The sequence below is a fragment of the Methanobacterium sp. genome (assembly GCA_012838205.1).
Classification (GTDB): domain Archaea; phylum Methanobacteriota; class Methanobacteria; order Methanobacteriales; family Methanobacteriaceae; genus Methanobacterium.
Map to the genome: position 1 here is coordinate 1 of DUPR01000019.1, position 7,090 is coordinate 7,090.

Genomic DNA, 7,090 nt, shown 5'->3' on the forward strand with positions numbered 1-7,090 from the left:
AAGTATTAGTATCCTATAAATAAATATTTGATCAGGCCAAAAAAAATTCTAAACACATCCTAAGAAAAGCCCATATTTTACTTATTCCAGTAATTTTCCCAATATTATGATGAACTATTAATTAATTCCCCTGACAATAAATCTTGACAATAAATAAATTGGAAATGTAATTGTTCATATTGTTCTGGTTGTAATATTATATAGTATCAATATAGAGTTTCTGAGACGCCTCAGGAAATATTATAATTAATCAAAGTGAAGAATATGGATGTTAAAAATCATGAAAAAACCCCTGATAAAGTGTTCTCTGGCAGGGAACTATACTCGGTTAGGGAATCTTACTGGATTTTTCATGCAGGAATTCGAACTATAAAATACATGTCGAGGGCAAAAAAGAACAAAAGTTTAAGCCCAAAGTTCATTGAAAGGCTAATGTTAGCAGTGACTGAAGTGAATGACTGTGCCTTATGCTCATATGCCCATACTAAAAGGGCACTTGAAAGCGGAATGAGCAATGAAGAAATCCAGAATATGCTCTCTGGTGTTATGGAAGATGTTCCCAGCGATGAACTTGAAGCAGTCATCTTTGCCCAACACTATGCCGACACCAGGGGAAACCCCACTAGAGAATCATGGGAACGTATTATAGAAATCTATGGTGAGTCTAAAGCAAAAGGAATACTTGGTTCCATACGTACCATCATGATTGGAAATACTTATGGCATTCCCTGGAGTTCTTTTTTCAACAGACTAAAAGGCAAAGGAGATCCAAGAAGTAGTTTACTTTATGAGTTTAAAATGATTTTAGGAACTCTTTTAACACCCATATCTTTCATCCATGCTTTGATTTCTGATTTATTTAAAAAACCAATAATTAATTTTTAATGTGAAGGATGTTTAATCAATTTTATGCAATGTGCAGTTAAAAATACCCCTATTATTAATATCATCCCAGTAGACTTCAACAATTAATATTATGCGTGAAAAGTGATGGTATTTAGAAATAAAGTGGATATTATAGTTTTTCTTCGTAACTAATTACACCACTCGGTGTTCTGTTCACCAATCAGTTATTTTACCTTCGTCATCTCTATTTTCCAACAATTCAACGGTCAATATATAAATAACGCAGGTAATGAAGAAATAATAATACACTTCCCATCTTTCACCAGTAAACCAGCACGTAGGTGAAAATCCCTTAATCATTTGAGAAGCAAATCCTAAAATAAGCAAACATAATATAAGGGAGCTTAGCCTTTTTCCGCCATACTTATAGATTTTTATTAAACTATAAACAACTGAAAATGTAACAATTGAGTATATGCCAGAAATTATCATAATATGACTTAAATCGGAGTGTAATAAACCATACTCTGTTACTGCTTTGTTCATGAAGGCGATTATTGGCGAATATCCCACTAGAAAAATCAATATTAATAAACTTAGGATAAGAATTAGAGGGATCATGCTGATTAATAGTGGGATCTTTTTCTTAGTGATGGAGTATATATAAATAGTCAGGGCTCCGAAGAAGGTAAGGTAAATTGGGCCAAATTTAACTGGACCGTAAGGAGTAATGAATTTATATATCAATGCGCTAATGCCCAAATCTATCTTATTGATTATTGTTAAGGTGTAATATTCCGGGAAACGGCGTAAAATATCTTTCATGTATCTTGCTTGGTTTCCAGGGCACAAATAGAAGTTTAAAAAGCCCAAAAATATGATGAACAACATTAAAAAAATTGATTTTGGGATTTTTATTTTCTGGTACCAGCAGTATAAAATGATAAAGACATAAGCTCCAGCAACAATAAATAACAAAATTTCATTATTTATGGCAAATATCAATGAAAATATCATTATGCCATAAATAGCCAGATTTTTAATGATATGTAAATTATTCAGATTATTTTCATTGAATAAATATTTTTTCACCAGATAAAAATGTAATAACATGAAAAATAATGGCCATGTATAAGTTATAGTGGATGCTATGTACCCCGCGGACCATAAGGCACCATTTATTGTGTAAATGTATAGTAATACCAGAACACAAGATAAAGAGTAGTAGATCAATGATTTTTTTTCATTAATTTTATTGTCATTAAATGTTATTTTGGGAATTATAACAGCAATTAATGTGAAAATAGCTGAATCAATAATATTCCAGATTATTTGAGGTAGCCCTGCAAATATTGTTATGAAGAATTCAATTATTAGTCGTGAAGTCCAGGTTTCATAATGCCATGCTAAAAAAACAAATATATTCTGCTCGTAATACACCTTACTAAAGTATAGGTCATCCCCTGCAGGGATTAACCTAGAATGCCACAGGAAAATTATTATAAAGAAAATAATCAAGGGAAGATACATCAAAAGAGATGATTTCTTAACATGCAGTTTAGTGGTTATCATTTCAGTCCCTAATTGTTTATTTAATACTTAATGGGATGTTAATATTTATTAATGTTGGTTAGGTAATCTGCAATGATCTTTTCAAAATCAATCACAATTCAAACAACTTGAAACAATGATTGCACATATGTATCAGTGGGATCTCTTTTATTTTAATAGATTTTTTTTGGGCATTTTAAAGAAGTGTAATTTTATCAGTCCTCTGGTTCTAATATTATGTTTGGAAAAAGTCAGGATAATGAAATTGTTGTAATGAAAACAGGGCATTTGAATGTGTATTATGTGGGTTGTGTCACCGAAACGGAAAAATACTAATAAATTAAATGCCAGTCATGACCTCTTGTTTATCATACAATCCAATGCAAATGAAGAAGAATTTAAACAGATTTTCAGTGATTTCATCACTGAAAACGGAGAGTTTAAAAGGTGGGAATTCAGCTTTATTTCAATAAAAACGGTTTTTACAGTTTCAGTTCCGATCAACAAGTGTTCCCTTATCAAGAATTTTAAATCCAATAATATATATTCATTTAATGAAGGGAATGATTGCAGTAAATTAATAAAGAAACAATATATGTCAGATGATACAATCAATGATAAATAGGTGAAAGGTGATGTTTAAAGAGTATTTTCAATTTTACAGTTAGTTGGGGCAATTCGGCTACAAAGTCTTCCAGGGGATATCAACCCACAGCTTTTTTCACCAGAGCGGTGATCTTAGTCTCTTCGGCGGCAGTTAAATCCTTCAGTGCAAATGAAGTCGGCCAAAAATTATCTTCATCGAGCTTAGCATCCTCGGTGAAACCCAACATCATGTACCTCTCGTCTTTAGCTCCCAGGATGAAGCAATGACCTTACCATCCCTGGCATATGGGGGCATCCCGTGCCAAGTTTTTGGTTTGAGTAATGGTGAGCTGGCTTTGATGATATTTTTACTTTACATTTACTTATTTTTTTCTAACTGAATGACTATGAGATAAACAAATTTCTCAACTGGAACCCAATGAGGACGGTTTCACGAATGTCACCAGTCACATGATGAGGAAATTCTTCAACACCCCGTTATATTAATGCAGGAGTGGCAGAGGAAATTAGGGGGCGCGTGTCAGGCATAAGCTTATGACCAGGTTCGGGATATATGCTCTCCTAGTCGACCCAGATGAGTTAGGGAATAGTTACTGGAGGTAATATTGAACACCTACTTGTCAAATACTCACTTGTAATGTATTATTCGGACGTGTTCCGGGAAATGCAAAAACAGTATTATTCATACCAATTTTTTCCCCAGCTTAAAGGCCTGCTCCAAGTAGGAATCTACTCCCCGGTGCTCTACATCCCCGGCATACAAGGCTCCCACTTTTTGGGTGTTTAGTGAATATTGGAGAACTTCCTTGATATGGTTGGTGGCATTATCACAAAGTCTCCGGTACATTGGTGGCACACTACCTGATACCACGATAATCGCCAATTTCCTCTTCTTATCAGATCTGGGCTGAGGACATCCTTTTATAATATTTAATACCTTACCCTCTGGTTTGGCGAAGACCCAGGTAATCCTCTCCAGGAAGGTGGCCATGGGAGCAGTTACAAATGAAGAGTGGACAGGGGTTCCCATAATCAGGGCATCTGATTTAAGGAGGTACTCGTCTATCTGGTCCATATCATCCCTTATAGTGCATCTGGCCATTGGCTGGTCTGTTACCGTATCCCGGCATACCAGACAGTTCTGGCAATAATTGATATCATAATCCGTTAGATGAATCTTCCGAACCTCACAGTCTGGATTCTTAAACTTCACACCTTCAATAGCTTTATCCACCAATTTATCAGTGGCCTTCCCTTTCCGGGGGCTCCCCACCACTGCTAAAACATTCACACTAATCACCTCCCTATCTTCATCTATTATATTTATTTTATGTCAACAAAAATTTTATTGTCAAAAAAATAACAAAACCTCCTTATTAGACTATATGGTTATTACCATCTCTCATTGTTGGTGATATTTTTTGTAATACTCTCACTATCCGCCCTCCTAATTCTAAGCATAGGAAAAATCTAAAACCCTAAATTATTATAGTTTCAAAATAAAAGGCATTGTTAAAGGATACTATTTACCTATCTATCTATGGAATTCACGCAAGTAGAAGTTTTCATGATTATAAACTTACATAATTGAAAAAGAAGTATGCATAAATAATAATTTATAAGGAGAGTGATTTATGGCAAATATAGTAATCTTTCATTCAGTTTTAGGGCTTCGAAGGGGAATAATTGAAGCTGCAGAAATGTTATAAGATAAACGACATAATGTTATCATTCCAGATCTTTATAATGGTGAAACATTTGATGATATGGAACAAGCTCTCGAAAAATTTGAGGAAATTGGAATCACAGAAATGGTGTCTTGTACCCTTTCTTCAGTCAAAGATTTTCCCAGTGAAACAGTTTATGCAGGATTTTCGAAGGGAGGAACGTCGGCTGAGTTACTTGTTGGAACAAAATCTGGTGCCAGGGGATGTCTTTTATTTCACGCTGCTTTACCTCTTAATATGATTGGTATTGAAAAGTGGCCATCAAGTGGCCCTCTTCAGGTTCATTATGCAGCTAAAGATCCGTGGAAAAATCAACAATTTATCGATGAATTTTCAAAGAGCATTCATCAATCTGGCGCCAGTTATGAATATTTTGAGTATCCTGTCACAGGACACTTGTTCACTGATCCAGATTCACAAGATTACAACAAAAAATCATCTGAATTGTTGTGGCAACGGGCAATACAGTTTTAATAGGATATTAAATGAATTTTTCAATTATAACAGCATATTCTTTGCTTAATTAGGATTCTATTATGGAATACTAAAGGTGCGATTTTAAGCAAACTAGGAAATTATGAAGAAGCTTGGAGTCTACAAATAAAGCATTACGATTAGATTAAAAAGATCCTTATAACTTATGTAATAAAGGTGATACTCTCAGAAAAATGGGTGATTACTCTTAAGCAATGGAATACATAGAAAGAGCATTAGACATTATTCCCAAAATTCCGGTTTTCTGGCTTTACTAAAGTAAAAACATTTATGGCCATGAATAAAAATGAACAGGCTAAAATATATTGATAAGGCTTTAGAGTTAGATCTAACTTTTAAAAAAGCTATTGGGGCTAAAGAAGAGCTTTCGAAGTTGATGGAGGACTAATGGTATGGTTAAAAAAACATTCTGTCCGCGCTGTGGTTCTAAGAAAATTAAATATGAGCAAATCTATGAAGGTAGTGGCACCTGGAAATGCCATCACTGTGGATATGAAGGCTCAATAGTTTTAGAAGATGGTAATATTGAAAAAACTATTATAGAAACCAAGAAAATGGAAAAATTAAGTAAAAAACTATTATGGAGAAGATAACTAAGAGTATTTTCCACTTATTTGAATCCAACATTATCGCCCATCCATAATATTGATACGCATATTTTCTAAAAAAATTATTCTGGCCCGTAAGTACTAAGAATAGCACCAACACGCACTACATTAAATAAAATAAACACAAGAAAAATTCCAACAACAACCATTGTATATTCAAATTTGTTACTGGTTCTTTTTTTCACGGCCACTGCTATGATTCCACTAATTATACCAATGAACAAGAATAGTAAGAAACCTGAAATCGCACTGCCAATGTATAAAAAATAGGTGAGGGATCCTAATATCGTGTGGAAATTAGCCATTTGTATGCTTGTTAGATTTGGTGATAAGAAAACGACCAAAGGAATTGATGTAAGTCCAGCTATGCTTGTTGACAGTCCTCCGTACAAGATTCCATTACGATACCTGATTTCCACTAGATAAACTGCAATGAATGCACCTATTACTGGTGATATTAATCCCATTTTTGGTAAATATAATCCACTTAATAAGGCAATTACAAATGTAACCACAAATCCAACAATAACTGACTTCCAATTTAACTTCATTTTCCAACCAGCCGCACCAATGCCTCCAAAAATTGAGCCCACAATGGAACACATGATTAATGTTTCAATGATTGCATAAATCTCTGAGATAATAACTGCGCTTGATGAAGCCTCCCGCGGTACAATTAAACCGTAGATGATTGAAACTGCCGATAATATTATGGCTGTAATAATGCCCATCAATATTCCATTTTTTGCTCCATCCACACAAGTTTCTCCGACAATATAGCCGGTTAATAGAGCACCGATTATGAATCCAACGTATATTCCATAAGAAATAATCGGAGAAAAAATCAATAAAAACGAAGATAAAACTCCTAACACTATTGCTGTAGCAGAACCTGCCATTACTGCCTTCCAATTAATATTTTTCATTTTAATTACTTTCCTAAAATTATTACTTATTAAGATGGGATCTTTTCAGTAATATATTCAAAATAAATTATCATATGAATTAAAGCCTAAGTTTTATAAATTTGTCCAATTCAACCCTAAATTCAAGACTCCTTCTACACACTTCATAACCTCAAAAGAAAATGAACTAAAACTTAGTCCTTCCATAACCTTTAATTCTTTATCTAACAATCTCCATAGTGGTACCATGGTTTTTTTATTGCTTTTTGGTTATTTTTATTTAGAAAGACTTAAAAAAACGCTGTTATACTAAAGATTTAAATATAAATGATAATTAATGATAATTATAAAT

5 protein-coding genes and 1 pseudogene are annotated in these 7,090 nt (G+C 33.7%); 2 read left to right on the forward strand and 4 right to left on the reverse strand.

Going from position 1 to position 7,090, the window contains the following annotated elements; all coding sequences use genetic code 11:
* The first annotated feature begins 264 nt into the window (after window positions 1–264).
* Window positions 265–885, forward strand: coding sequence for a carboxymuconolactone decarboxylase family protein (locus GXZ72_02790; GenBank protein ID HHT18473.1), 621 nt, complete (start codon window positions 265–267; stop codon window positions 883–885).
* A 174-nt stretch (window positions 886–1,059) separates the two neighbouring features.
* Here the strand turns inward: GXZ72_02790 and GXZ72_02795 are convergent, their stop codons facing one another.
* The 3 genes and pseudogenes from GXZ72_02795 to GXZ72_02805 form a co-directional block, all read right to left on the reverse strand.
* The gene (locus GXZ72_02795; protein ID HHT18474.1) at window positions 1,060–1,863 is read right to left on the reverse strand and encodes a hypothetical protein; all 804 of its coding nucleotides are present in this window, start codon (window positions 1,861–1,863) and stop codon (window positions 1,060–1,062) included.
* A 1,238-nt stretch (window positions 1,864–3,101) separates the two neighbouring features.
* A pseudogene (locus tag GXZ72_02800) lies at window positions 3,102–3,346 on the reverse strand (DUF1801 domain-containing protein).
* Window positions 3,347–3,685: 339 nt separating this feature from the next.
* Window positions 3,686–4,294: a flavodoxin family protein gene (locus tag GXZ72_02805; protein ID HHT18475.1), complete on the reverse strand. Its 609-nt coding sequence runs from the start codon at window positions 4,292–4,294 to the stop codon at window positions 3,686–3,688.
* Between the two features lie 475 nt (window positions 4,295–4,769).
* Between GXZ72_02805 and GXZ72_02810 the strand changes: the two genes are divergently transcribed.
* Window positions 4,770–5,204, forward strand: coding sequence for a hypothetical protein (locus GXZ72_02810; protein ID HHT18476.1), 435 nt, complete (start codon window positions 4,770–4,772; stop codon window positions 5,202–5,204).
* Between the two features lie 691 nt (window positions 5,205–5,895).
* On the opposite strand, the gene GXZ72_02815 is transcribed toward GXZ72_02810, so the two are convergent.
* The gene (locus GXZ72_02815) at window positions 5,896–6,759 is read right to left on the reverse strand and encodes a DUF5518 domain-containing protein (GenBank protein HHT18477.1); all 864 of its coding nucleotides are present in this window, start codon (window positions 6,757–6,759) and stop codon (window positions 5,896–5,898) included.
* Window positions 6,760–7,090: the final 331 nt, after the last annotated feature.